At 68.9% G+C, this 24976-nt stretch carries 19 protein-coding genes and 1 CRISPR repeat array; of the genes, 18 read left to right on the top strand and 1 reads right to left on the bottom strand.

The window, feature by feature from the left end; all coding sequences use genetic code 11:
• The first annotated feature begins 4 nt into the window (after positions 1 to 4).
• The 3 genes from TMO_RS19565 to TMO_RS19555 all read left to right on the top strand — a co-directional run bounded on the left by TMO_RS19565 (position 5) and on the right by TMO_RS19555 (position 2233).
• Positions 5 to 1474, top strand: coding sequence for an NAD-dependent succinate-semialdehyde dehydrogenase (locus tag TMO_RS19565; RefSeq protein WP_041606899.1), 1470 nt, complete (start codon positions 5 to 7; stop codon positions 1472 to 1474).
• An 87-nt stretch (positions 1475 to 1561) separates the two neighbouring features.
• Positions 1562 to 1822: a type II toxin-antitoxin system prevent-host-death family antitoxin gene (locus TMO_RS19560; protein WP_014747419.1), complete on the top strand. Its 261-nt coding sequence runs from the start codon at positions 1562 to 1564 to the stop codon at positions 1820 to 1822.
• A 48-nt stretch (positions 1823 to 1870) separates the two neighbouring features.
• The gene (locus TMO_RS19555) at positions 1871 to 2233 is read left to right on the top strand and encodes a type II toxin-antitoxin system PemK/MazF family toxin (protein WP_014747418.1); all 363 of its coding nucleotides are present in this window, start codon (positions 1871 to 1873) and stop codon (positions 2231 to 2233) included.
• A 1237-nt stretch (positions 2234 to 3470) separates the two neighbouring features.
• Here TMO_RS19555 and TMO_RS19550 read toward each other — a convergent pair.
• Positions 3471 to 4136 carry a helix-turn-helix transcriptional regulator gene (locus TMO_RS19550; RefSeq protein WP_051045570.1) on the bottom strand — a complete coding sequence of 222 codons (666 nt, stop codon included), beginning with the start codon at positions 4134 to 4136 and terminating at the stop codon, positions 3471 to 3473.
• Between the two features lie 453 nt (positions 4137 to 4589).
• A CRISPR array of direct repeats spans positions 4590 to 5530; the repeat unit is 31 nt; unit sequence GTCGCACCCTTGCGGGTGCGTGGATTGAAAC.
• Positions 5531 to 5863: 333 nt separating this feature from the next.
• On the opposite strand from TMO_RS19550, the gene TMO_RS19545 reads away from it, so the two are divergent.
• The 15 genes from TMO_RS19545 (at position 5864) to TMO_RS19475 (ending at position 24971) form a co-directional block, all read left to right on the top strand.
• Positions 5864 to 8260 carry a glucose/quinate/shikimate family membrane-bound PQQ-dependent dehydrogenase gene (locus TMO_RS19545; protein ID WP_014747414.1) on the top strand — a complete coding sequence of 799 codons (2397 nt, stop codon included), beginning with the start codon at positions 5864 to 5866 and terminating at the stop codon, positions 8258 to 8260.
• A gap of 5 nt (positions 8261 to 8265) precedes the next feature.
• A complete protein-coding gene (locus TMO_RS19540; protein ID WP_014747413.1) occupies positions 8266 to 9294 on the top strand; it encodes a c-type cytochrome in 1029 nt (342 codons plus the stop codon).
• A complete protein-coding gene (gene ctaD / locus TMO_RS19535) occupies positions 9291 to 11810 on the top strand; it encodes a cytochrome c oxidase subunit I (protein WP_014747412.1) in 2520 nt (839 codons plus the stop codon). Before TMO_RS19540 ends, ctaD begins: the two co-directional genes overlap by 4 nt.
• Positions 11811 to 11824: 14 nt before the next feature.
• Complete coding sequence (locus TMO_RS19530; protein WP_014747411.1) at positions 11825 to 12187, top strand: hypothetical protein; 363 nt, start codon at positions 11825 to 11827, stop codon at positions 12185 to 12187.
• Positions 12184 to 12849 carry a cytochrome c oxidase assembly protein gene (locus tag TMO_RS19525; RefSeq protein WP_014747410.1) on the top strand — a complete coding sequence of 222 codons (666 nt, stop codon included), beginning with the start codon at positions 12184 to 12186 and terminating at the stop codon, positions 12847 to 12849. The genes TMO_RS19530 and TMO_RS19525 overlap by 4 nt, the downstream gene beginning before the upstream one ends.
• Entirely contained in the window at positions 12846 to 13970 is a 1125-nt protein-coding gene (locus TMO_RS19520) for a c-type cytochrome (protein WP_014747409.1), read from the top strand. Before TMO_RS19525 ends, TMO_RS19520 begins: the two co-directional genes overlap by 4 nt.
• A gap of 36 nt (positions 13971 to 14006) precedes the next feature.
• Entirely contained in the window at positions 14007 to 14516 is a 510-nt protein-coding gene (locus tag TMO_RS19515; RefSeq protein WP_014747408.1) for a hypothetical protein, read from the top strand.
• A 462-nt stretch (positions 14517 to 14978) separates the two neighbouring features.
• Positions 14979 to 15749 (top strand): sigma-70 family RNA polymerase sigma factor, encoded by a 771-nt coding sequence (locus tag TMO_RS19510; protein WP_228382335.1) that lies wholly within the window; start codon positions 14979 to 14981, stop codon positions 15747 to 15749.
• A 204-nt stretch (positions 15750 to 15953) separates the two neighbouring features.
• A complete protein-coding gene (locus TMO_RS19505; protein WP_014747406.1) occupies positions 15954 to 17072 on the top strand; it encodes an NAD-dependent epimerase/dehydratase family protein in 1119 nt (372 codons plus the stop codon).
• Complete coding sequence (locus TMO_RS19500; protein ID WP_014747405.1) at positions 17069 to 19117, top strand: NAD-dependent epimerase/dehydratase family protein; 2049 nt, start codon at positions 17069 to 17071, stop codon at positions 19115 to 19117. The genes TMO_RS19505 and TMO_RS19500 overlap by 4 nt, the downstream gene beginning before the upstream one ends.
• Positions 19114 to 20412 (top strand): TIGR04295 family B12-binding domain-containing radical SAM protein, encoded by a 1299-nt coding sequence (locus tag TMO_RS19495; RefSeq protein ID WP_014747404.1) that lies wholly within the window; start codon positions 19114 to 19116, stop codon positions 20410 to 20412. The genes TMO_RS19500 and TMO_RS19495 overlap by 4 nt, the downstream gene beginning before the upstream one ends.
• Positions 20400 to 21572: a glycosyltransferase gene (locus tag TMO_RS19490; RefSeq protein ID WP_014747403.1), complete on the top strand. Its 1173-nt coding sequence runs from the start codon at positions 20400 to 20402 to the stop codon at positions 21570 to 21572. The genes TMO_RS19495 and TMO_RS19490 overlap by 13 nt, the downstream gene beginning before the upstream one ends.
• A complete protein-coding gene (locus TMO_RS19485; RefSeq protein WP_014747402.1) occupies positions 21569 to 22723 on the top strand; it encodes a glycosyltransferase family protein in 1155 nt (384 codons plus the stop codon). Before TMO_RS19490 ends, TMO_RS19485 begins: the two co-directional genes overlap by 4 nt.
• Positions 22720 to 23814: a glycosyltransferase family protein gene (locus TMO_RS19480; protein WP_014747401.1), complete on the top strand. Its 1095-nt coding sequence runs from the start codon at positions 22720 to 22722 to the stop codon at positions 23812 to 23814. Before TMO_RS19485 ends, TMO_RS19480 begins: the two co-directional genes overlap by 4 nt.
• Positions 23811 to 24971, top strand: coding sequence for a glycosyltransferase family protein (locus tag TMO_RS19475; RefSeq protein WP_014747400.1), 1161 nt, complete (start codon positions 23811 to 23813; stop codon positions 24969 to 24971). Before TMO_RS19480 ends, TMO_RS19475 begins: the two co-directional genes overlap by 4 nt.
• Positions 24972 to 24976: the final 5 nt, after the last annotated feature.

The raw sequence follows: 24976 nt of genomic DNA, 5'->3' as shown, positions 1-24976 counted from the left end.
CCCACTGTCCGCCGCCCTCTCCTGTCCCGCCGCCCTCTCCTACCCCGACACCCGCCTGTTCATCGACGGCGGCTGGACCGCCGGCAGCACCGGCCGCGACGAGGCGGTTCTGAACCCGGCCACCGGCACCGTCATCGGCCGGGTCGCCCATGCCTCGACCGCCGATCTCGACCGGGCGCTCGCGGCCGCGGACCGCGCCTTCCGCAGCTGGCGGCGGGTGCCGGCCTTCGACCGGGCGAAGCTGATGCGCAAGGCTGCCGGGCTGATGCGCGAGCGTGCGGCCGCCATCGCCCCCATCCTCACCCTGGAACAGGGCAAGCCGCTGGCCGAAGCCCGCGCCGAGGCGATGGGCTCGGCCGATACCATCGACTGGTTCGCCGAAGAGGCGCGCCGCAGCTATGGCCGGGTGATCCCGTCGCGCACCCCCGGCCATGTCCAGATCGTCACCCGCGAGCCGGTCGGCCCGGCCGCGGCCTTCACGCCCTGGAACTTCCCGATCAATCAGGTGGTCCGCAAGGTGGCGGCGGCCCTCGCCGCCGGCTGCACCATCATCGTCAAGGGGCCGGAAGAAACCCCGGCCAGCTGTGCCGCGCTGATCGCCGCCTTCGCCGATGCCGGGGTGCCGGCGGGGGTGATCAACCTGGTCTTCGGCGTGCCTGCCGAGATTTCGGCCTATCTGATCCCCCATCCGGTGATCGCCAAGATCTCGTTCACCGGCTCCACCGCCGTGGGGCAGGAGCTGGCGGCGCTGGCCGGGCGGCACATGAAGCGCGCCACCATGGAGCTGGGCGGCCATGCCCCGGCGATCGTCTTCGCCGATGCCGATCCGGCCAGGGCCGCGGCGGCGCTGGCGGCGCAGAAATTCCGCAATGCCGGCCAGGTCTGCATCTCGCCCACCCGTTTCCTGGTGCATGAAGACATTGCAGAGCCCTTCACCGCCGCCTTCACCCGCGCCGCCGCCGCGATCCGGGTCGGCAACGGCCTGGATGACGGCGTGGGCATGGGGCCGCTGGCCAATATGCGCCGGGTGGAGGCCATGGAGGCGCTGGTGGCCGATGCTCAGGCCGCGGGCGCTGACCTCCGCACCGGCGGCGCCCGCATCGGCAATCAGGGCTGTTTCTTCCAACCCACCGTCCTGACCGACGTGCCCCGCACTGCCCGGATCATGAACGAGGAACCCTTCGGCCCGATCGCCCCCATCGCCACCTTCCGCGATTACGACGCGGTCATCGCCGAAGCCAACCGCCTGCCCTGGGGCCTCGCCGCCTATGCCTGGACCGGCAGCGCCCGCACGGCCGCGGCGGTCTCGGCCGATCTCGAAAGCGGCATGGTCTCGATCAACCAGGCCCCGCTCGGCTTCCCGGAAGTCCCCTTCGGCGGCATCAAGGCGTCCGGCCACGGCTCGGAAGGCGGCAGCGAGGCGATGGAGGGCTGGCTGGTGACCAAGTTCACGGCCGAGAACACGGTGTTCTGAGCGGGGCAGGCCTCGTCAACCCCCATGATCCAACGGCTTTGCCCGCGCCTCCGATGTGTCTATGATAGACGTTCGAGGAGTGTTGCGATGAAGATCACCACGACCGAATTCCAGCAGAATGTCGGACATTATCAGGATGCCGCACAGCTTGAACCTGTGGCCATTACCAGAGACGGCCGCACACAGGCCGTGCTGGTCTCAGCCGCCTTTTTCGAGCTGATGATGAAAGGCCGCGTCGCGCGCGGCGTCGAGGATCTGGACGCCACCACCTTGAAGGCCATTGCCGACAGCAGCGTCCCCGCGGAATACGCGGAACTCGACAGACTGCTTGACGGCTGGCAGCCGTGACACTTCCCCGGCTACAGCTATCTCTGGGCAGAAGAGCATGCCAAGGGTATGGAAGAGGGCCGGAAAAACCGCCCCTGTGCCATTGTCGCTGCTCGCCAGATCATCGCGGGGCGCATGGTCGTGACCGTTCTGCCGGTCACGCACACACCACCGCGTGATTCCGCCGACGCGGTGGAGATCCCGCTGGCCGTGAAGGCACATCTGGGCCTGGATGAGGCCCGGTCATGGGTCCTTGTCTCAGAGACCAACGAGTTTCTGTGGCCGGGACCGGATCTTCGCCCCGTTCCGGGACAGACGCCGCCGCGCTTCCATTATGGCGTGCTGCCGCCCGGGTTCTTCAATCATCTTCGAGAGCGGCTTCTGCGGGCGCATGAGCAGCGAAGACTGACCGGCGTTCCGCGGACGGAATGAGATGGGAACGGCGATGACACAGGCGGCCTGACCCCGTGTCGGCGGCCGACCGGGCATCGTGCCGAAATGACCCGTCGCATATCGCCTTGCGCACCCATTCCCCGGCAATGCCCCCACTTCAACATCCGGATCGTCATGCTTAAAGGCTGGCACGACGGCCGACCGGCTGCGCACCACCATCCGGCATGGACGCTGAAAATTGCCTTTCGCCGCGATGACGGTGGGGAGGGTGTGCCGGGACTGGCAGCGGCAGCGCCGGACATCAACGGCGCGGTGCGCGGATGGTCAGAGGGGTGAACTGGCCGGCAACCCGGGAGACCGGGTTGCGCGGTTTCCGTGACCGGAGCAAATGGTCATGCCTTCAAACCCACGCAGCCTCCGGCGCCCACACCGGCGCAGTTTCCATGACCGGAGCGATTGGTCATGCCTTCAAACTCTATTGCGGTGGCACTCCCTCCGCCGCGTGGTTTCCATGACCGGAGCGATTGGTCATGCCTTCAAACTCCCCTCCTTCCAAGCCTTTGTCAAGGGCCCTCCGAAAAGCACGGTTTCCGTCGGGTTCAAGCCATTTACATAAACGGTTATGCGTCCCGGTCCACTATTTCTTTTTCCAAAATAAAATCAACAGCATAATAATTCCACTGGGTTATTCGCAGTCGGCCGCGGCTCACATACCCCCGCGACCCGGGACGCCCCCGCAAAACCACCCCCAAAAGCCTGGCCTCTATGTCCGATCCAAACCTCGCCACCCACCGCACACCCCCTCTACCGTCATCCCGGCGAAGGCCGGGATCCAGGTAGGCTTCCACGAGAATGGACAGGCAACCGGGCGTGCGGACCACCATGTCGGCCATCACCGCCGGACCAGGGCATTCAGTGGTCTTTGTGGGGGGACGAACCTGGATCCCGGCCTTCGCCGGGATGACGGTGGGGAGGGTGTGGAGGTCCTGGCGGCGACAGCGCCGGACATCAACGGCGCGGCGCGCGGATGGCCGGAGGGCTGAAGCGGCCGACAACCCGGGGAGGCCGGGTTGCGGGGTTTCCATGACCGGAGCAAATGGTCATGACCTCAAACTCCCCTCCTTCCAACCCATTGTCAAGCGGCCTGTGAAAGGGGCAATTTCCGTCGGCTCCCACTGATTTGCATAACAGGTTATGCAACGCCGCCTCCAAGAATCTTTTCTAGAATATTATCAGAGAGATAGAATTTCCACCAGGTTGTTCGCGCTCCGGCAGCTCACCGGTTGGTGCCCGTCGCCGCACGCACCCGATAACTGCACCGCCGCCCGCCGGCCGGGATATGGTCTTCGCGCGTGACCGTGCAGCCGGGCCCCAGCACCGCGCGGAAGACGGCGAGTTCGGCGCGGCAGAAGCCCTGGCAGGCGGTGGCGGCGGCGCAGATCGGGCAGTGGTTTTCGATCAGCAGCCAGCCGTCGCCGTCGGGGGCGGGCTGCACCTCGGCCATATAGCCTTCGGCGCTGCGCTGGCGGGCGAGCGCCTGGAGGCGCGCCTCCGGATCGGTCGCGCCGGCCAGCGCCGCGTCATAGGCGGCACGGGTTTCGGCCTCGCGCGCGGTGATCAGCCGGTCGAGCGCCTCTTCGCCCAGAAGATCGCGGACATGGCGGATCAGGGCGACGGTCAGCTCGGCATGGGCATCGGGAAACCTAGCCTGGCCGCGATCGGTCAGGTGCCAGATCTGGGCCGGGCGGCCGACGCCGCGGATCTCCGCCCGCGCCTCCACCAGCCCCTCGGCCGCCAGCTTGACCAGCTGCTGACGGGCATTCTCCCCCGTGGTGCCCAGCGCACGACCCAGCACCGCGGCGGTTTCCGGTCCCCCGGTCTTGATCAGGGTCAGCAGCCGGTCGGCCGTACCCGTTGCCTGTCTCAGGGAAGGGTCTCTCAAGGGGTCGGTCACCCGCGTCCTCGCCCTTTCGGGATCATGCCAAAGCGTTATTCCAAGCCGTCCTTTGGAAATTAAGGGAGAGGACGGCGCGGGGCAAGGGGTGTGGGGCAGGCGGATCCGCCATCCCGCAACACACAGGCCGGTGTCTGAAGCCCATGTCGGGTTCCATACCTGCCGATCTCCGTCCAGAATGCATACCGTCATCCTCGCGAAAGGCAACCGTCAGCCCTCACGCCGGACCGACGATATACCGCCCGAGGACCCGCCCCGCCTCGCCCGCGAACCCCAATCTCCCGTAAAAATCCCGGGAGGTTCGCGGAGAAAATATCTCTCTCTTTTCAAAGACTTAAATTTTACCCTTTATTCATGTTCATACTATTAGATGGTCTCCAGCGGAGGTTCGCGCAGATCGCCTTTTTCCGGCTGCGGATTCAGGCTATTAAGAGGGGGTGAGTCGCACCCTTGCGGGTGCGTGGATTGAAACGGTTTCCAGTACCGCCCCCAGGGCGGCGTGATAGTCGCACCCTTGCGGGTGCGTGGATTGAAACAGCACTTCCCAGATCGAGGCCGTCGTCGACAAGAGTCGCACCCTTGCGGGTGCGTGGATTGAAACAGCGATATCAAGTCTGGTGGCCAAGGCGACCTGCCGTCGCACCCTTGCGGGTGCGTGGATTGAAACGATCTGATCGCGCACCTCCGCGGTCAGATCGAATTGTCGCACCCTTGCGGGTGCGTGGATTGAAACCGACGCCGTCGAAAGGGAGCCGAAATGAGCGAGGTCGCACCCTTGCGGGTGCGTGGATTGAAACCAGGCGCGCAGTTCGGGCGGCCAGATTATCGGCGTCGCACCCTTGCGGGTGCGTGGATTGAAACCGCAATGTCTCATCGCGGTAGCCGTCCATGACGGTCGCACCCTTGCGGGGGCGTGGATTGAAACCCTCCGGGCGGGGGATACTATTCGGCTGAGGAGTGGTCGCACCCTTGCGGGTGCGTGGATTGAAACAACCTGCAAGAGGCGCTGTCCCCGGGCTATCTCCAGTCGCACCCTTGCGGGTGCGTGGATTGAAACAGAGACTTCAGATGCCGAATAGAGATTTACGCCGTCGCACCCTTGCGGGTGCGTGGATTGAAACGCGTGACCCCAGGTGGAGGTAGCCCCCTCCCCGCGTCGCACCCTTGCGGGTGCGTGGATTGAAACTTGGCCTCCTTGTCGGCATCGCTGCCGATATAGGGTCGCACCCTTGCGGGTGCGTGGATTGAAACCGAACGTCTGGATGGGGGTGTCGGTGGAAGATCAGGTCGCACCCTTGCGGGTGCGTGGATTGAAACCCGGCGATGGGATCCGGCAACTCGGCGTAGGCGAGTCGCACCCTTGCGGGTGCGTGGATTGAAGCGGGCAGTCTCAGATTGAGGCTGTCGTCGACAAGAGTCGCATCCTTGCGGGCGCGGCCCGAAACCGCTCCCCAGCAACGGGAGCCTTCGCTTCTTTTGCCCCGCCGCCTTCACGCACAGGCGCTGACCTGCCCCCTGCCATCCGTCCGGATCCATGACGAGCGGCCGCGGCAGATCCGGGGCGGAGAAACACTGCTCAGGCTGGTTCTGGCCTGGACCGGGATCGGGCGGTGGCAGATCGGGATGTGCGCATCCCCACGACGGCCCATGACATGGAACCTTCGCCCCCTGCCCGCGTTGACCCTTCGCCGGCAGTTCGACGCGGAGGGGATCCCATGGCCGAGCCGACGCCTGAAACACGCACGCGGTCCTGGCTGATCACCGCCACCGCGATCCTGTTCCTGCTGATCGCGCTGGGGCTGATCGGCGCCGGCGGCTGGCTCGGGGCCATGGGCGGGTCGTGGTATTATCTGCTGGCCGGGCTGGGTTTCCTGGTCACCGCCTGGCTGCTGCACCGGCGGCGGGCTGCCGCGCTGCATGTCTATGCGGCGATCGTGGCCGGCACGCTGGTCTGGGCGCTGATCGAGGTGGGCTTCGACTGGTGGCAGCTGGCGCCGCGCGGCGATGTGATCGTGCTGCTGGGCCTCTGGCTCTGGATGCCCTGGATCACCCGGCGGCTGGGCACGCGCAGCCTTGCCCCCGGCGGCCTGCCGCTGGCGGCATCGCTGGTGCTGGCGGTGGTGGTGGCCGGGATCGCGATGGCCACCCCCTCTCACGGCATTTCGGGCAGGCTGTCTATGGAGCGGGTGGCGGAGCTGACGCCCGACGAGGGCGGGATGCCGGCAGGCGGGGGCGTTCCGGCGGGCGATTGGCACGCCTATGGCCGCACCGCGGCGGGGCAGCGCTACAGCCCGCTCGGCGACATCACCCCCCGCAATGTCGACCGGCTGAAGGTCGCGTGGACTTATCACACCGGCGACATGCGCCGGCCGACCGATCCGGTCGAGACCACCTATCAGGTCACGCCGCTCAAGATCGACGACACCCTCTATCTGTGCACGCCGCATAATTACGTCATCGCGCTGGATGCCGGCACCGGCCGGGAGCGCTGGCGCTTCGACCCCGAGGTTCCCGACAACATCAACCGCCAGCACCTCACCTGCCGGGGCGTGTCGTATCACGCCCGCGAGGGCGCGGATCCCGCGACGCCCTGCGCGCGGCGGATCTTCATGCCGACGGCCGATGCCCGGCTGATCGCGCTCGATGCCGCCACCGGCCGGGTCTGCACGGATTTCGGCGACAACGGCCAGATCGACCTCTGGCGCGGCATGCCCAATGTCGAGCCGGGCTTCTATTATTCGACCTCGCCGCCGGTGGTGACCCGCAATCTGCTGATCGTGGGCGGTGCCGTGAACGACAATGTCTCGGTGACCGAGCCCTCGGGCGTGGTCAGGGCCTATGACGTCGAGACCGGCGCGCTGGTGTGGAATTTCGACACCGGCAATCCCGAGGCGACCGAACCGCTCGCAAAGGGCGCCAGCTATACCGCCAATTCCCCCAATGTCTGGTCGGTCGCCTCGGTCGATGAAGCGCTGGGGCTGGTCTATCTGCCGATCGGCAACCAGCCGCCCGACCAGTGGGGCGGCCGGCGCTCCGAGGCTGCCGAGCGGTTTTCGTCATCGGTGACGGCGCTGGATCTGGCGAGCGGCCGGGTGCGCTGGGTGTTCCAGACCGTGCATCACGATCTCTGGGACCGCGACGTGCCGGCCCAGCCGACACTGGTGGATCTCGATATGCCCAATGGTCCCGTTCCGGCGCTGGTTCAGCCCACCAAACAGGGCGACATTTTCGTGCTCGACCGTCGCACCGGCGAACCGATCCTGCCGGTCACCGAAGAACCCGCCGCTCAAGGGGCGGCAGAGGGTGATTACGCCGCCCCCACCCAGCCCGCCTCCGCCCTGTCGTTCCGGCCGCCGCCGCTGGCCGAGGCCGATATGTGGGGCGCCACCATGTTCGATCAGCTCGCCTGCCGGATCCGCTATCGCAGCCTGGACTATCGGGGTGCCTATACCCCGCCTTCGGAACGGGGCACGCTGGTCTATCCGGGGAATTTCGGCGTGTTCAACTGGGGCGGCGTCGCGGTCGATCCGGAACGGCAGGTGGTGGTGGCCACGCCCTCTTATCTCGCCTTCGTCATCCGGCTGATCCGGCGCACGGATGACGACCGGACCTATGTCTCGGATGGCGAGCCGGGGCTCAACGAGAATTTCGGCGCGCCCTTCGCGGTCGATATCGGCCCGATGCTGTCGCCCGTGCTCGGCCTGCCCTGCCAGGCACCGCCCTGGGGCTATGTCGCCGCGGCGGATCTGCGCACCGGTGACATAGCCTGGATGCATCTGAACGGCACGGTCCGCGACCGCGCCCCGGTGCCGCTGCCCTTCGAAATGGGCGTGCCCGATCTGGGCGGGCCGCTGGTCACCGCCGGCGGCGTCGCCTTCATGAGCGGCACTATCGACTACTATGTCCGTGGCTTCGACCTCGAAACCGGCCGGCGGCTCTGGGAAGACCGGCTGCCGGCCGGCGGCCAGGCGACGCCGATGTCCTATCGGGGCCCCGACGGCCGGCAATATCTGCTGGTGGTGGCCGGCGGCCATGGCTCGCTGGGGACAAAGGCGGGGGATGCGATCATCGCCTATGCCCTGCCACCCGCCGCCGATGACGGGGGAGGCTGATCGCCGTGACGCTCGAAGCCGTGACGCCCGGACGGCGCAGCCCGGCCGCCCGCACATCCCCGCGGAGCTGGGCCATCGCCGCCACGGGCGCGGCACTCGCCGGCTGCTCAGGCATGCAATCGACGCTCGACCCCGCCGGCGAGGCCGCCGATCGGGTGGCAACGCTGTTCTGGATCATGCTGGCCGGTGCCGCCGTGATCTGGACCGGCGTGATGGCCACCGCCATCGCCACGGCACGCCGCAAGGGCCCGCCGGTCAGCCAGAACCGGGCGCAATGGTTCATCATCGGCGCCGGTGCGATCTTCCCCACCATCGTGCTGACCCTGCTGCTCGCCCATGGTCTCAGGCTGATGCCGGAATTGCGGGCCGGCGGCGGTGACCTGAAGATCCGGGTTCAGGGCGAACAGTTCTGGTGGCGGGTGACCTATCTGCCCGAAGACGGCCCGCCGGTGGTTTCGGCCAACGAGTTGCGCCTGCCGGCGGGCGCGGTGGTCGAGCTGGAGCTGACCAGCCCCGACGTCATCCATTCCTTCTGGCTGCCGTCGATCGCGGGCAAGACCGACATGATCCCGGGGCGCGTGACCCGCCAGCTGCTGAAGCCGGTGAAGCCCGGCCTCTATCGCGGCGCCTGCGCCGAATTCTGCGGCACCGGCCACACGCTGATGGCCTTCACCGCCGAGGTGATGCCGGCGGAAGATTTCGCCCGCTGGCTGGCCGCCGAAAGCCGGGATGCCGCCCCGCCCGCCCCGGGCAGCGCGGCGACGCGCGGGGCGGAAGTGTTCGACGAGCAGGGCTGCGGCGCCTGCCACAGCATCCGCGGCACGGCCGCCCGGGGCACGATCGGCCCCGATCTCACCCATCTGGGCAGCCGGCACAGCATCGGCGCCGGCATCCTGCCCAACACGGCCGACCATATCGCCGACTTCATTTCGGCCACCGGCACGGTCAAACCCGGCGTGCTGATGCCGGCCTATGGCGGGATCGGCGATGACGACCTCTCGGCCCTTGCCGCCTATCTGGAGGGATTGCAATGAGTGACGATCTCTCCCGCGAGCAGCTTGCCGAGGCACAGGCGGCGCGTCTGCGCCGTGTCTGGGCCACGCCCCGGGGCTGGCGCTACTGGTCGGCGGTGAACAATACCGAGGTCGGCATCTGGTACATCGTCACCTCTTTCGGCTTCTTCCTGTTCGCCGGCGTGCTGGCGCTGATCGTCCGCGCCCAGCTGGCCGTGCCCGAGAACGACCTGGTCACCCCGGAATTCTACAACCAGGCCTTCACGCTGCACGGCACGATGATGATGTTCCTCTTCGCCGTGCCGATCTTCGAAGCGGTGGCCATTCTGCTGCTGCCGCAGATGCTGGCGGCGCGCGACCTGCCCTTTCCCAGGCTCTCGGCCTTCGGTTTCTGGTGCTTCCTGATCGGCGGGGTGTTCGTCGCCGGCTCGATCTTTTTCGATGCCGCACCGGCCAGCGGCTGGTTCATGTATCCGCCGCTCGCCACCAACAAGGATCTGGCCGGGATCGGCGCGGATATCTGGCTGCTCGGCCTGTCCTTCATCGAGGTCGCCTCGATCGCGGCGGCGGTGGAGCTGATCGTCGGCGTGCTGAAATGCCGGCCGCCGGGCATGCGCATCCATCTGATGCCGCTCTATTGCTGGTATGTGCTGATCGTGGCCGGGATGATCCTGTTCGCCTTCCCGCCGCTGATCGCCGGCGACATCCTGTTCGAACTGCAACGGATGTTCGACTGGCCGTTCTTCGACCCCGACCGCGGCGGCGACCCGGTGCTGTGGCAGCATCTGTTCTGGATCTTCGGCCATCCGGAGGTCTACATCATCTTCCTGCCCTCGATCGCGCTGATGGCGATGATCGTGCCGACCTTCTCCCAGGTGCCGATCACCGGCTATGGCTGGATCGTGCTGGCCGCCGTCGGCACCGGTTTCCTCAGCTTCGGGCTCTGGGCCCATCACATGTACACCACCGGCCTGCCGGCGCTGTCGCTGGGCTTCTTCTCGGCGGCATCCGAAGCGGTGGCGATCCCGACCGGCGTGCAGATCTTCGTGTTCATCGCCACCATGGCCACCGGCCGGGTGATCTTTTCGGTGCCGATGCTGTTCGCGGCCGGCGCGCTCGCAGTCTTCGTCTTCGGCGGGCTGACCGGGGTGATGGTGGCGCTGGCCCCCTTCGACTGGCAGGCCCACGACACCCATTTTGTCGTCGCCCATCTGCACTACACCCTGATCGGCGGCATGCTGCTGCCGCTGATCGCCGGGCTCTACTACTTCTTCCCTTTCGCCACGAAGCGCATGCTGTCCGACCGGCTCGGCAGATGGGCCTTCTGGCTGATCTTCACCGGCTTCAACATCACCTTCCTGCCGATGCATTTCACCGGGCTGCGCGGCATGCCGCGGCGGGTCTTCACCTATCCCGCCGGCCATGGCTGGGACTGGCTGAATCTGATTTCTACCTTTGGTGCCTATATTATGGCAATCGGGGTGCTTGTAGTGGTGGTGGACGTGGTCCGCGCCCTGCGCCACGGCCCACCCGCGCCGCGCAATCCCTGGAATGCCGGCACGCTGGAATGGACGGCCGAGACCACCGACGAGGCCTGGGGCGTGCGCTCGGTGCCGCAGATCTCCAGCCGCTATCCCCTCTGGGATCAGCCGGGCGTGCTCGACGAGATGGACCGCGGCCAGGGCTATCTGCCCGACGCCGCCGCGGGCAAGCGCGAGACCCTGATCACCGGCGTGCTGGATGCGACGCCCGAACAGGTGCAGCGCCTGCCGGCCAATTCCTTCCGCCCGCTCGCCGCCGCCATCTTCATCGGCACCTGCTTCATCGCCGCCACCTTCGAATGGTGGTGGCTGGCGGCGGCCGGCGGGATCATCGGCATCGGCGTGATCCTGGGCTGGCTCTGGACCGGCACCGCCCGCCCGCCCGAGGCGGCCATGATGGATGTCGGCCGCGGGCTGACCCTGCCGCTCTATGCCTCGGGGCCGCGTTCAGTCGGCTGGTGGGCGATGTGCATCACCATGGTCGGCGATGCCACCGCCTTCATCAGCCTGGTCTTCGGCTATTTCTTCTACTGGACCATCCATGCCGAATTCCCGCCGCCCCAGGCGACCGGCCCGGGGCTCGCCTGGCCGGGCATCGCGGCGGCAACCGGGCTTGCCGCCTGGGCGGCGGTGCTGGCCGCCCGCCACACCAACCGCACCGGCCGGGTGATGACGGCAAGGCTGGCGCTGGGGGCAGGCGCAGTTCTGGCGCTCGCCTCCATCGCCGCCGGGGCCGCCGCCATCCTGACCACCGGGCTCGACCCCGTGGTGCATGTCTATGACGCGACCGTCTGGGTGCTGGTGATCTGGACCGCGCTGCATCTGGCGGCGGGCGTGCTGATGCAGCTCTACTGCCTGGCCCGCAGCCTTGCCGGCCACATGACGCCGGTCCATGACATCGACATCCAGAACGTCGCGCTCTACTGGCATTTCGCTACGGCCACGCTCGCCATCACCATGGCGGTGATCGGCCTGTTCCCGCTGGCGACCGGCTGAGGGGAGAGCCATCCATGCTGACCCGCCCCGACCGCGCCACCATCGTCACCCTGCTCGCCCCGCCCACCGTCTGGGCGCTGCATTTCCTGACCGCCTATATCCTGGCCGCCATCGCCTGCGCCAAGGGGTGGGATCTCGGCACCGTGCGGCTGGTGATCGCCGCTGCCACCGCGGCGGCGCTGGTCTTCATCGTGCTGGCGGCCCGCGCCGCCCACCGCCATACCGGCTTCACCACCGACACACCCCCCCATGACGACCCGACCCGGGGCGCCCGCATGCGCCAGATGGGGGCAGCCACCTTCCTGGTCGCGGCGTTGAGCTTCGTGGCGGTGATCTTCACCAGCCTGCCGGCCGTGTTCATCCCGGATTGCCGATGATGCGCCGGGTGCTGGTGGCAACCGGGCTCATCCTGCTGGCGCTGCTCTGGGGCGGGCCGCTGATGCGGGCCTCGCAGCAGGATTTCGCCGCCCATATGGCGGTGCATATGGGGCTGGTGGCGGTGGTGGCGCCGCTGCTCGCCGCCGGCATTGCCGGCACGCGCTTCGACCCGTCGGCGCGCCACCCGGTGCTCTTCGGGCCGCTGATCGCCTCGGCGGCGGAATTCGTCACGGTCTGGGGCTGGCACCTGCCGGCCCTGCATGCCGCCGCCCGCACCGATCCCATCGCCCATGCCGCCGAACAGCTGAGCTTCCTGACCGTCGGGCTCTGGGTCTGGACCGCCTGTCTCGGCCACGGCCTGGCAGGCGGTGAGACGGATGGCCGGTCCCGCCGTGCCGCCCTCGGCACCGTCGGCCTGCTGCTGACCTCGATGCACATGACCCTGCTGGGCGCGCTGATCGCTTTCGCCGGCCGGCCGCTCTACACCCACGGCCTTGCCGGGCTGCATGGCACCGGGGTCGATCCGGCGCAGCTGATCGCCGACCAGCAGGCCGGGGGCGTGATCATGCTGCTGGGCGGCGGGCTCGCCTATCTGATCGGGGGGGTGGCGCTGATGGCGCGGCTGTTCCGCGACAGCCAGGGTGAGGGGACCATGCCATGAACCGCAGGATCCGTCTCCGCCACCTGCTCTACGGCCTGGGCGGGCTGGCCGCTGCGGCGCTGGTGGCGCTCTGGGCCGGGCTGATGCCGGTCACCGCCAGTTCGGGCCATTGGCGGATCACCGCCTGGTTCCTGCATTGGGTGATGCAGAATTCCGTGCGCACCGATGCGCTGTTCGTCGAAACGCCCGCCGAGGTCGACGACCCGGTTCTGGTGCGCCGCGCCGCCGGCCATTTCGAAACCGCCTGCCGCTTCTGCCATGGCGCGCCGGGCGCCCCGGCCGGGCCACTGCCCTTCAACATGACCCCGCGCCCGCCCGGGCTTGAACACGCCGCCGATGCCTGGAGCCCGGCCGAGCTGTTCCGCATCGTCGGCCATGGCATCAAATTCAGCGGCATGCCCGCCTGGCCGGCGCCGGCGCGCGACGACGAGGTCTGGGCGATGGTCGCCTTCCTGCGCGCCCTGCCGCAGATGGACGCAGCCGATTATGCGCAGCTTTCCGGCCGCGCCGCCACGGCGGACGCCGGCGACAGCCTGCCCGCCCGGGCCGGATGTGTGGCCTGCCACGGCACGGATGGCGGGTCCGACGGCGGCGCGGTGCCGGTGATCGGCGGCCAGCGGACCGATTATCTGGCGGCGACACTGATCGATTTCCGCGACGGCCGCCGCGACGGCGGCATCATGCAGGTCGCGACCGCCGGTCTCGACGACGACACCATCGCCCGCCTCGCCCGCCACTATGCCGGCCAACGACCGGAACCGGACCCCGCCGCCCACGCCGATCCCGAGCGGCTGGCCCAGGGTGCCGCGATCATCTCCGACGGCATGCCTGAAGCCCGCGTGCCCGCCTGCAGCGCCTGCCACGGTGCGGGCGGCGCCGACCCCAAACCCGGCATCCCTCGCCTCGCCGGCCAGGATGCCGGCTATCTCGCCACCCAGCTCCACCTCTGGCGCGCCGGCACCCGCGGCGGCGGCCCCCGCGCCGAGGTGATGACCCGCGCCGCGAGCGGCCTGTCGGATGCGGACATAAGGGCCGTCGCGGCGGCGCTGGCGCGGGGGGAGAAGGGGCGGGGATATCGTGACACGCTCCCCGGCGGAACAGCCGCCCCCGCAGCGGATTGACGGGCGAAGAGCCCCCGTCTGCGGAGATATGACATCATGACCGACCCGCGCGACACCGAAGCCAGAAACTGCGCGCAAGACCCGCGCGACATGGAAGCGCGCGCGCGTGATCCGCGCGACATGGAAGCGGGCGCGCGTGATCCGCGCGACACCCGGCCCTCGGGCGAGCATCCGGCGCCGATCGCGCCGGCACCAGGGGATCTGCCGCCGGTGCGGCCGGATGCGCCGCCGACCAGTGCGGAGCTGCGCGACCGGATCGATCGGGGGCAGACGGGCGACAAGGTGCCGGTGGTCGACCCCGCCGCCGCGCCGCTCGGCACCGATGACGAAGCGGCGGGCACGCCGCCCCAGGGGGCAGACATCGCGGCCGCGGCGACGGCAGAGACGGTTCATCACCCGGTTTCGGCCCCCGGGCTGGACGGCGACCGGCTGGAACCCTCCCCCGGTGGCCAACCGCGGCGGTTGCCCCGCGGGCTTTATCTGGTTGGTGTCATAACGATTATATTTATGGGCATGATCGTGGCCGTGGAACTGTTGGTGCGATGAATCGCACCTCGGGCAACCACATCGTGGCCGATTGCAATTGTCAGTCTCATCTGGCCGAACCCCCTACCCCGAGGCGGGCACGAACCCTCAATCTGCGGGCGAACCGCGCCCCGCTCGTCCGCCGCTCCGCCGCGCCCGATTTGGGGCCCCCGGGAGAGTCGCCCGGGAAAATCCCGTGATATCAACCACATCAACAATTCGTGAAACGCCACATGTGACCACGGGAACGGTTAAACTAGATTAAAGAATCCTTACCGCGGCCGCATTAAGGTTCCTGAGTGGGTCAATTCCTCCCCGCTGCTGCGGTGAATATCCTCGCATTTTGCAGAAGGATCTACCGCTGACCGGGAGGGGCGGAGGAACCGGTGCAGATCGGCTCCTTTTGCCTGAAATGCCACGCAAATTCGGGTCATGACCACGCGACGATCCGCGACCACCCGTTGAAACAGGGAGGACATACGGATGCCACAGCACGGCGCGCAGACTGATCCACTCCAGGCCGGCGGCAGGGAGGCCGCATCCGGTCGCGCCACATCTTCCGGCGGCCCCGCCCTGGAGCGGAGGCACCAGCCGGTTCCGCCGACACCCGGACACGCCAAAGCCGATAGCCACCACGGACCCGATGACAATGGACAGGGGCCACGCATGATGGAACATCACCAACAGGTCGTTCAGGATGAAATCGTTGCCTTGATCCCGTCCTTGCGCGCCTTCGCCCGATCGCTGACCAGGAATCCGTGCGAAGCGGATGATCTGGTTCAGGAAACGCTGACGAAGGCGATCGCCAATGCCGGCCAGTTCACCGCCGGCACCAACCTTCGCGCCTGGCTGTTCACCATCCAGCGCAACACCTTCTACACCCTTTATCACAAGCAGCAGCGTGAACCCGTGCTGGTGGTGGAGGATCTGCCCGGCGTGCATGTCAAGCCGGCTCAGGAATGGTCGATGAAGCTGCGCATGGTCGAAGAGGCCGTCCGCAAGCTTCCCGCCGATCAGCGCGAGGCACTGATGCTCGTGGGTGGCGGCGGCATGAGTTACGAAGAGGCCGCGGAAATCTGCGGCTGCGCCCTCGGCACGATCAAGAGCCGGGTCAGCCGGGCCCGCACGGCCCTGCTCCGCCTGCTCGACAGCGAGGACGAACACGACTTCCTTGACGACATCACCGGTGGCAGCCGTCGCAGCCGTATCGCTGCGGACGACACCGACCGGCGGCCGGCGCGCCCCGACGCCTGAGGGTCCGACGCCTGAGGGTCCGGCGCCTGAGGGTCCGGCGCCTGAGGGCGCGCGCGGCATCTTCCTCTTCTTCTCCACCTGACGGCTTCGTCTTCAACGGCATCTTGCTCAGAGGCAACCTTTTCTTCCCCGGCCGGTTGATTGTCAGACACCGGGCCGGACGGTCCGGCCCTTCAGGGAAGACGACCTCCGGGAAGTTGCCGCATGAGTACAGTCCTCGTCACCGGTGGCGCCGGTTTCATCGGCCGCCACGTCTGCACCGAACTGCTCGGCGCCGGGCATCGTGTCCGCGTGCTGGACAGCCTGATCGACCAGGCGCATGGCCCCGATCCGTCCCCGGATGGCGGCCTGCCGCCTGCGGTCGACTTCGTGCGGGGCGACATCCGTGATGCCGATCTGGTCGCCCGCACGCTGGATGGCGTGGATGCGGTGATCAATCTGGCCGCCGATGTCGGTGTCGGCCAGAGCATGTACGAGATCGACCGCTATGTGTCGGTCAACAGCTTCGGCACCGCGGTGCTGATGCAGCAGCTGGTCAAGGCGGGCATCCGCCGCCTGATCGTCGCCTCGTCGATGAGCATTTACGGCGAGGGGCTGTACCGCACGGCCGGGGATGGCGCTGCGGTGGATGACGTCCGCCGGGTGGCGGACGAGGTGAAGGCCGGCCGCTGGGATCCTGTGGCACCCGACGGCCGGCCGCTCGTGCCGGCGCCGACGCCCGAGAGCAAGCGCCCCGACCTCAATTCGGTCTATGCCCTCACCAAATACGATCAGGAACGGCTGACCCTGATGCTGGGCGCCGCCTATGGCATCGATGCCGTGGCGCTCAGGTTGTTCAACACCTTCGGCCCCGGGCAGATGCTGTCCAACCCCTATACCGGGGTGCTGGCGATCTTCGCCGGCCGGCTGCTCAACGGCCAGCCGCCGCTGGTCTTCGAAGACGGCGAACAGCAGCGCGATTTCGTCCATGTCCGCGACGTCGCCCGCGCCTTCCGCCTGGCGCTGGAAACCCCCGGCATCGGCGGCGAGGTGTTCAACATCGCAAGCGGCCGGGTCTATACCGTCTCAGGCGTGGCACGCCTGCTGGCGCGCGCCATGGATCGCGACGATCTTGTCCCCGAAATCCTGCAGAAATCGCGGGTCGGCGACGTGCGCCACTGCATCGCCGACATCACCCATGCCCGCACCCGTCTCGGCTTCGAGCCGCAATTGCCGCTGGAAGAGACGGTGTTCGAACTGGTGCGCTGGGTGTCCACCCAGCAGGCGGCCGACCGCGTCGCCGATGCCCGGCGCGAGCTGGAGACGCGGGGGCTGGTGGTATGACGGCGCTTCCCCCCGATCACAATCCATCCGGCCCCGCCTTCGGCCTGACCGAATGGTTCCGGCCCGGCGATCACGACCGCGTGCATGCCTGCCTGGACCATATGGAGGCGATGGGCGTGTCGTGGCTGCGCACGCATCTCTCCTGGGCCGATTATCACGCCGAGGGCGGCCAGGACTGGTACGACTGGCTGCTGCCGACGCTGGCCGCCCGGGTGGAGGTGCTGCCCTGCATCCATTATACCCCGCCCTCGCTCTCGGTCACCGGCACCGCCTCGGGCCCGCCGCGGCGGCCGCGGGATCTGGCCGATTTCGTCGACCATGTCCTGACCCGCCACGGCCGCCATTTCCCGCGGATCGAGCTTTGGAACGAGCCCAACAACCTGCTCGACTGGGACTGGCGGGTGGATCGCGACTGGTCGATCTTCTGCGAGATGATCGGCGCCGCCGCCTGGTGGGCGGAAAAGCGCGGCTGGCCGGTGGTGCTGGGGGGGCCCTGCCCCTTCGACATGGCCTGGCTGGAGTTGATGGGCGAACGCGGCATCCTGGGCACCGTCTCGGCCGTGGGCCTGCACGGGTTTCCCGGCACCTGGGACAGCGAGGCGGGGGTCTGGGGCGGCTGGGAGGCGCATATCGGCCAGCTGCGCACGCTGCTGGACCGCTACCGCCCCGACGCCCAGATCTGGATCACCGAGGCCGGCTATTCGACCTGGCGCCATGATCAGCGCGAACAGGCCCGCCGCTTCCTCGATGCGCTGGATGCCCCGGCCGACCGGCTCTACTGGTATGCGCTGCAAGATCTGCCGGCCGAGACCGCCATCCAGGAAGGCCGCGGCTTCGACATCCGGCACTACCATATGGGCGTGCTCGACACCCGCGGCCGCGACAAGCTGCTGGCCCGGCTGCTGCGCCGGGGCGGGGTGGAAGCGGTGCGCCGCAAGATCGCCACCACCCGCGAGGCGGGGGCGGTATCGCAGCGTGCCGCCGCCCCGGTGCTGATCACCGGCGGCGCCGGGTTCATCGGCGCCAATCTGGCCGATGCCCTACTCGCGAAAGGCGAGGAAGTTCTGCTCTTCGACAATTTGTCGAGGCCGGGCGTCGCCTCCAATGTCGACTGGCTGCGCGCCCGCCATGGCGACCGGGTGACGCTGCATGCCGCCGATATCCGCGATCTGGATGCCCTGGGGGATGCCGCAGGCGATGCCGCCTCGGTGTTTCATCTGGCGGCCCAGGTGGCGGTGACCGAAAGCCTGGTGGCCCCGGTCGAGGATTTCGCCATCAATGCCGGCGGCACGCTGCATCTGCTGGAGGCGCTGCGCGCGCGCCCGGTGCCGCCGCCGCTGGTCTTCGCCAGCACCAACAAGGTCTATGGCCATCTGGGCGACGTGGCGACGGAGCTGACCCCGGCCGGCCATCTGCCGGCCGATCCCGGGCTCCGCCGCTTCGGCATCGGCGAGGACCGGCCGCTCGACCTTGCGACACCCTATGGCTGTTCCAAGGGAGCGGCCGATCAGTACGTTCTGGACTATGCCGCCTCCTTCGGCCTGCCGACCGCGGTGCTCAGAATGAGCTGCATCTACGGCCCGCGCCAGTTCGGCACCGAGGATCAGGGCTGGGTGGCCCATTTCCTGATCCGTGCGCTCAAGGGCGAGGCCATCACCCTGTTCGGCGACGGTTTTCAGGTGCGCGACGTGCTGCATGTCCACGATGCCGTGGCCGCCTATCTGGCGGTGCGCGGCAATATCGACCGCCTGGCCGGCCGCGCCTTCAACCTGGGCGGCGGCCCCGCCAATGCCGTCAGCCTGACCACGGTGCTGGACGCGATCCGGCGCCTGACCGGCCGTCCCGTCACCCTCGATCACGACCGGCCGCGCACCGGCGATCAGCTGTGGTTCGTGGCCGATACCCGCCGGCTGGAGGCCGAAACCGGCTGGCAGCGCCGGATCGACTGGGCGGCGGGGCTGAAACACCTGCATGACTGGCTGGTCGCGGAAGGCATCGCCGCCACCGATGCCACCGCACCGGCGGATTGGAGTCTCACCGCATGAAGATCGCACTCGTCAACCCGCCCTGGAGCTTCGACGGCAGCATCTATTTCGGCTGCCGCGAGCCGCATCTGCCGCTGGAACTGGGCTATGCCCGTGCGCTGCTGACCGAGGCCGGCCACGAGGTGCTGCTGATCGACGCCCATCTCGAAGGGCTGGACGAGGCCGCGGCGGTGGCCCGCGTCGCCGCCTTCGCGCCGGCCATGACCGTGGTCACCACCGCGCCCAGCTATCTGTTCTGGCGCTGTGCGCCGCCCGAATTGCGGGTGCCGGCCGCCTTCCTCAACCGCCTGGGCGGCCGCGGCGGCATCCGGATCGCGGTCGGGCCCCATGGTTCGTCCACCCCGGGGGCGACGCTGCGCAAGCTGACCGCCGATGCGGTGGTGATGGGCGAATGCGAAGAGGTGATCGCCAGCCTCGCCGCCGCGCCCGGCCTGGAGGCCATGCGCCGCGTGCCCGCCACCGCCTGGCGGACCGGCGGCGACACCCTGGTCAATGGCCGCCCGCATATCGGCGGCTTCAAGGATCTGCCGGCGCTGCACTGGCCGACCGAATGGCTGCAGCGCCACGACCATCACCACCACCGCTTCGACGCCGCCCCCGACGGCCCCGGGGCCGAGGTGGAGGCCTCGCGCGGCTGCCCCTATGCCTGCAGCTTCTGCGCCAAGCTGGATTTCCGCGACGGCTATCGCCGCCGTCGGCTGGATCTGGTGCTGGAAGAGATCGACCGGCTGATCGACCAGGGCGTCACTTACGTCTATTTCATCGACGAGATCTTCCTGCCGCAGAAGCCGCTGCTGGAGGCGCTGGTCGCGCGCGATCTGCGCTTCGGCATCCAGACCCGCATCGACCTCTGGAAACCCGGCATGCTGGAGCTGCTGGGCCGGGCGGGCTGCGTGTCGATCGAGGCGGGCGTCGAAAGCCTGACCGTCGCCGGCCGCGATGCCCTGGCCAAGCGCTGCCGCATCGGCACCGACGAGCTGACCGCGCTGCTGATCGAGGCCCGCCGCCATGTGCCCTTCGTCCAGGCCAATCTGATCGGCACGCCCGAAGACGACCCGGACGACATCGCCGCCTGGCGCGCCCATGTTCAGGCCCATGGCGTCTGGGCCAATGATCCCGTGCCGCTTTATCCCTACCCCGCCTCGCCGCAATATCACGCGCTCTGGGGCCGCCCGGACGACCGGGCCTGGGAACGGGCGCATGAGCATTATCTGGCGGCCTTCGACCGGTTCAGCGACATTCAGGACGAACGCCCGGTACCCCTCGACCGGCTGGAGGCGGCATGCGGACGCTGAGCCCGCCGCTCAATCTGGTGATCACGACCGATGCGGTGGGGGGTGTGTGGCGCTATGCGCTCGACCTGGCCGGCACGCTGAAGGGCCGGGCGCTGGCGGTGGCCGATGACGCACCGCAGGTGGTGGAGCCCCTGCTGATCGGCCTCGGCCCCCGGCCGTCGGAAGCGCAGCGCGACGAGGCCTATGAGGCGGGCGTCGCGCTGGACTGGATCGACCGGCCGCTCGACTGGCAGGTCGAGGGGCCCGAGGCCCTGTCCGAAAGCGGCCGGGCGCTCGCCGCCGCGGTCACCGCCGCGGGCGCCGATCTGGTGCAGGTCAACAACCCGCCGCTGCTGCCGTTTCTGAGCCCGCATCTTCCGCGCATCGCCGCCGCCCATTCCTGCCTGTCGACCTGGTGGCAGGCGGTGCGGGGCGAGACCCCGCCGCTCAACCTCGCCTGGCATGGTGCGGCGACCGCCCGGGGCCTGGCGGCGGCCGATGCGGTGATCAGCCCCAGCCACGCTTTCGCCGCCGCCATGACCGCGATCTATGGCGCGCTTCCCGACTTGGCGGTGGTGCCCAATGCCGCCGTGCCGGTGATGGCGGGCCGGAAGCGGCAGGTGGCGCTCGCCGCCGCCCGCTGGTGGGATCCGGCCAAGAACCTGACCGTTCTGGATGCCGCCGCCGAGGGCGCGCTCTGGCCGGTGGAGATCGCCGGCCCGCTGGAGGGGCCAGGAAGTTCGGGGTCGGGAGGGGCCGGGTCGGGAGGGGCTGGGCCGCGGCCGGTTCATGTCACCCATCTGGGCAGCCTGCCCAATCGCGCCCTCCGCGCCCGCATGGCCGAGGCCGCGATCTTCGTCTCGCTGGCGCTCTATGAACCCTTCGGCCTGTCGGTGCTGGAAGCGGCCGGCGCCGGTGCGGCGCTGGTGCTGTCCGACATCCCCACCCATCGCGAGCTTTGGGACGACTGCGCCTGTTTCGTCGACCCGCACGACCCGCACGCGGTGCGCGACGCGCTCGACGGGCTGGTCCGCGACCCGGCGGCCCTGGGCCGCATGGGCCTGCTGGCCACCACCCGGGCCGCCACCTTCTCCCACGCCCGCCAGGCCGACGCAATGCTCGCCGTCTATGCCCGGGTGCTCGCCCGCCACACCGCCGACAGAGGAGACGCCGTGCCATGAAGGTCGTCATGTTCACCCATTCGGTGGTCTCGTGCTGGAACCACGGCAATGCCCATTTCCAGCGCGGCATCCTGAGAGCGCTGGCCGCGCGCGGCCACCAGGCGGTGGCGCTGGAACCGGTGGGCGGGTGGAGCCGGTCGAACCTGGCCGAGGCGATCGGCGAAGATCCGGCCCCGGGCTTCGCCCGCCGCTTCCCCGATATCGACCGCATCGACTATCGCGGTTTCGAAGAGATCGAGGCGGCGCTGGACGGCGCCGGGCTGGTGCTGGTCCATGAATGGACCGATCCGGCGCTGGTCCGCCGGCTGGGCCGGATGCGGGCCCGGGGCGCGCCCTTCGTGCTGTTGTTCCACGACACCCACCACCGGGCGGTCTCGGCCCCCGAAGAGATGGCGGCGCTGGATCTGGACGGCTATGACGGCGTGCTCGCCTTCGGCGCCGTGCTGGCCGAAACCTGGCGCCGCCATGGCTGGGCCGATCAGGTCCATGTCTGGCACGAGGCGGCGGATCTGACCCTGTTCAAACCCCATCCCCAGATCCCGCGCAGCCGCGATCTGGTCTGGATCGGCAATTGGGGCGATGGCGAGCGCGGCGCGGAGCTGGACGAATTCCTGGTCGAGCCGGTGCGCGCGCTCGGCCTGTCGGCCACCGTCCATGGGGTGCGCTATCCCGAACCGGCGCGGGTGGCGCTGGCCCGCGCCGGCATCGACCAGCCGGGTTGGATCGCCAATGCCGATGTGCCCGAAACCTTCGCCCGCCACCGGATGACCATCCACGTGCCCCGCCGGTTCTATGCGCGCGAGCTGCCCGGCATCCCGACCATCCGCATGTTCGAGGCGCTGGCCTCAGGCATCCCGCTGATCAGCGCCCCCTGGGACGACAGCGAGGGGCTGTTCCGCACCGGCACCGACTACCTCCGGGTCGAAGACGGCCCGGCCATGCGCCGCGCCATGCGGGCCGTGCTCGACGACCCGGCGATGGCGCGGGAGCTGGCGCGGAACGGCCGCGAGACCATCCTTGCCCGCCATGGCTGCGAACACCGGGTGGACGAGCTGTTCGAGATCCTGCGGCAGATCGCCCCCGACCGGCCTGCAACACACGCCCCTGGCGTCCACCCTCATGCCACGGCAGCGGAGGCCGTTTCCTCATGAAGATCGCCTTCTACGGCTCCAGCATCCTGTCCAGCTACTGGAACGGTGCCGCCACCTATTACCGCGGCATCGTCCGCGCGCTCTCGGGCCTTGGCCACGAGGTGACGTTTCTTGAGCCCGACGCCTTCGGCCGCCAGGAACGCCGCGACATCGACCCGTCGGCCTGGTGCCGGGTGGTGGTCTGGCAGCCCGATGCCCAAGGGCTGGAGATGGCGGTCGCCCATGCCGCCAAAGCCGATGTGGTGATCAAGGCGAGCGGGGTCGGCGTGCATGACGACGAGTTGCTCGACCGGGTGATGACCGCCGCCCGGCCCGATGCCCTGCGGCTGTTCTGGGATGTCGACGCCCCCGCCACGCTGCACGCCATGGCGACCGGCGGCGAACGGGTTCTGGCGGCGGCGCTGCCCGGGCTGGATGCCGTGCTCACCTATGGCGGCGGGCCGGGGGTGGTGGCCGACTATACCGGGGCCGGCGCCCGCGCCTGCCTGCCGGTCTACAATGCCGTCGATCTGGACACCCATCATCCGGTGGCGCCCGATCCGCGCTTCGCCGCCGATCTCGCCTTCCTCGGCAACCGCCTGCCCGACCGCGAAACGCGGGTGCGGCGCTTCTTCCTGGAACCTGCGGCCGCGGCACCTGGTTGCCGGATGATCCTGGGCGGTGCCGGCTGGGTGCAGGACGAGCTGCCGCAGAATGTCCGCGCGATCGGCCATGTCGGCACGGCAGACCACAACGCCTTCAACGTGACCCCGCGCATGGTGCTGAACGTCAACCGCGACAGCATGGCCGAACGCGGTTTCTCGCCCCCCACCCGGATCTTCGAGGCCGCCGCCGCCGGCGCCTGCCTGATCACCGATCACTGGCCCGGCATCGAAACCTTCTTCGAGCCGGGCCGCGAGATCCTGGTGGCCAGGGACGGCCGGGACGTGCTCGCCATGCTGGGCCAGGTGATGCCGGAACGGGCGGCGGACATCGGCGCCCGGGCCCGTGCCCGCATCGTTCAGGACCACACCTATGACCGGCGCGGCCGCGAGGTGGACCAGATCCTCCGCCGGCTCAGCGACCGGAAAGCCAGGGAACGCGCCGCATGACCCGCCCGCTCGACATCACCATTCTCGGCCTCTCGCTCAGTTCGTCGTGGGGCAACGGCCATGCCACCACCTTCCGGGCGCTGATCCGCGGCCTCCATGCCCGCGGCCATCGCGTCACCTTTCTGGAGCGCGACGTGCCCTGGTACGCGAGCCAGCGCGACCTGGCCGACCCGGATTTCTGCCGGCTGGTCTTCTACGACCGCCCGGCCGAGCTGGAGACCAGGCATCGCGCGCTGATCGCGGGGGCCGATGCGGTGCTGATCGGGTCTTACGTGCCCGACGGGATCGAGGTGATCCGCCGGGTGATGACCATCGCCGGCGGGCCGGTCGGCTTTTACGACATCGACACGCCGGTGACACTCGCCCGGCTGGATGAAGACCAGTGCAGCTGGCTGTCGCGCATGCTGATCCCGGCTTTCGACGTCTATTTCAGCTTCACCGGCGGCCCGCTGCTGGACAGGCTGGAACGCGATTACGGCGCACGCCGGGCGCTGCCGCTGTATTGCGCGGTGGATGCCGACCGTTACGCCCCGGCGGGCGGGCGGCCGCTCTATGATCTCAGCTATCTGGGGACCTATTCGCCCGATCGTCAGCCGGGGCTGGAGCGGCTGCTGATCGAGCCGGCCCGCCGCCTGCCCGACCGCCGCTTCATCGTGGCCGGGCCGCAATATCCGGACGATATCAATTGGCCCGCCAATGTCGAGCGGGTCGACCATGTCGCGCCGGCCGACCATCCCGCCTTCTATGCCGCATCGGCCTTCACGCTGTCGGTCACACGGGCCGAGATGATGGCGACCGGATGGTCGCCCAGCGTGCGGCTGTTCGAGGCCGGCGCCTGCGGCACGCCGGTGATCAGCGACCGTCAGCCCGGGCTGGAGGCGATCTTCCCCGAGAGCGACGCAATCCTGATCGCCGACACCACCGACGAGGTGGTGCGCCTGCTGACCACCATCGACGCCCGGGCCCGCGCGCGCATCGCCGCCGCGGCGCGTGCGGCGGTGCTCGGCGCCCATACCGGGCGGCACCGGGCAGACGAGTTGATCGCAGGGCTGGTGCGGCCTCACGAGGCCCACCCGCCCGTCATCCAGGCCATGGAGGGGCAGACCATGGCCGGGCAGCGCGAAAGGACCGGAGACGATGCGCATTCACCTGCCTGATCATC

The sequence above is a fragment of the Tistrella mobilis KA081020-065 genome, assembly GCF_000264455.2.
In the GTDB taxonomy this organism is placed as follows: domain Bacteria; phylum Pseudomonadota; class Alphaproteobacteria; order Tistrellales; family Tistrellaceae; genus Tistrella; species Tistrella mobilis.
The sequence above is the reverse complement of the archived record's forward strand: the minus strand, read 5'-3'. Positions and strand labels throughout refer to the sequence as shown.

What these genes read in the sequence shown, in the direction of transcription:
- TMO_RS19500 (WP_014747405.1), top strand. Translation starts at nt 17,069, where the DNA reads ATGACGGCGCTTCCCCCCGATCACAATCCATCCGGCCCCGCCTTCGGC.
- TMO_RS19510 (WP_228382335.1), top strand. Translation starts at nt 14,979, where the DNA reads ATGCCACAGCACGGCGCGCAGACTGATCCACTCCAGGCCGGCGGCAGG.
- TMO_RS19505 (WP_014747406.1), top strand. Translation starts at nt 15,954, where the DNA reads ATGAGTACAGTCCTCGTCACCGGTGGCGCCGGTTTCATCGGCCGCCAC.
- TMO_RS19495 (WP_014747404.1), top strand. Translation starts at nt 19,114, where the DNA reads ATGAAGATCGCACTCGTCAACCCGCCCTGGAGCTTCGACGGCAGCATC.
- TMO_RS19515 (WP_014747408.1), top strand. Translation starts at nt 14,007, where the DNA reads ATGACCGACCCGCGCGACACCGAAGCCAGAAACTGCGCGCAAGACCCG.
- TMO_RS19530 (WP_014747411.1), top strand. Translation starts at nt 11,825, where the DNA reads ATGCTGACCCGCCCCGACCGCGCCACCATCGTCACCCTGCTCGCCCCG.
- TMO_RS19475 (WP_014747400.1), top strand. Translation starts at nt 23,811, where the DNA reads ATGACCCGCCCGCTCGACATCACCATTCTCGGCCTCTCGCTCAGTTCG.
- TMO_RS19480 (WP_014747401.1), top strand. Translation starts at nt 22,720, where the DNA reads ATGAAGATCGCCTTCTACGGCTCCAGCATCCTGTCCAGCTACTGGAAC.
- TMO_RS19485 (WP_014747402.1), top strand. Translation starts at nt 21,569, where the DNA reads ATGAAGGTCGTCATGTTCACCCATTCGGTGGTCTCGTGCTGGAACCAC.
- TMO_RS19545 (WP_014747414.1), top strand. Translation starts at nt 5,864, where the DNA reads ATGGCCGAGCCGACGCCTGAAACACGCACGCGGTCCTGGCTGATCACC.
- ctaD (WP_014747412.1), top strand. Translation starts at nt 9,291, where the DNA reads ATGAGTGACGATCTCTCCCGCGAGCAGCTTGCCGAGGCACAGGCGGCG.
- TMO_RS19560 (WP_014747419.1), top strand. Translation starts at nt 1,562, where the DNA reads ATGAAGATCACCACGACCGAATTCCAGCAGAATGTCGGACATTATCAG.
- TMO_RS19490 (WP_014747403.1), top strand. Translation starts at nt 20,400, where the DNA reads ATGCGGACGCTGAGCCCGCCGCTCAATCTGGTGATCACGACCGATGCG.
- TMO_RS19555 (WP_014747418.1), top strand. Translation starts at nt 1,871, where the DNA reads ATGGAAGAGGGCCGGAAAAACCGCCCCTGTGCCATTGTCGCTGCTCGC.
- TMO_RS19520 (WP_014747409.1), top strand. Translation starts at nt 12,846, where the DNA reads ATGAACCGCAGGATCCGTCTCCGCCACCTGCTCTACGGCCTGGGCGGG.
- TMO_RS19525 (WP_014747410.1), top strand. Translation starts at nt 12,184, where the DNA reads ATGATGCGCCGGGTGCTGGTGGCAACCGGGCTCATCCTGCTGGCGCTG.